Origin of the sequence: Enterobacter cloacae complex sp. P12RS, assembly GCF_014895875.1 — a bacterium.
Lineage (GTDB): Bacteria > Pseudomonadota > Gammaproteobacteria > Enterobacterales > Enterobacteriaceae > Enterobacter > Enterobacter bugandensis.
Window position 1 is genome coordinate 1 of record NZ_JADBQO010000138.1, and the last position, 443, is coordinate 443.

The window sequence follows — 443 nt, forward strand, 5'->3', positions numbered from 1 at the left end:
TGATGTTCAGAAAAAACAAATTCACATTTATTTTTTTCAAAGAAAGAAGTGGCTAATTCATTTAGTAGACACCTGTAGTGATTGTTAAACTCATAGCTACTCTTAATTCGTTCACAAAGATATTCAATGAGACTAGTCATCACCATATAACTCCCTAACAATAGCCTGTGATAATTCATTTGTTCTGTTGCTTGGCATAATCAATAAATTTAATTTAAGACCTGATGAAAGAGTTTTTAGAATGCCTTGGTCAATATTTTCACATGCGTTATTGACTATAGAAATAATATAGTCACTGACAGTGTTAAATTCATCTTTGTTATAATGCTCCATCGACAAGGTAAAAACTAAACAAAATGTGTTAAGCTTTTTATTTCCAGTGAATAAAATTTTAAATAACGTTTCGCACTCTGATTCAGGAAGTTTTTGGTTTAAAAATGTAC

The 443-nt window shown here is 29.6% G+C and carries 1 pseudogene; it reads right to left on the reverse strand.

The features are described 5' to 3' along the window. Positions 1-132: 132 nt before the first annotated feature. Positions 133-443 (reverse strand): annotated as a pseudogene (locus tag IM284_RS23270) (hypothetical protein); the annotation flags it as partial.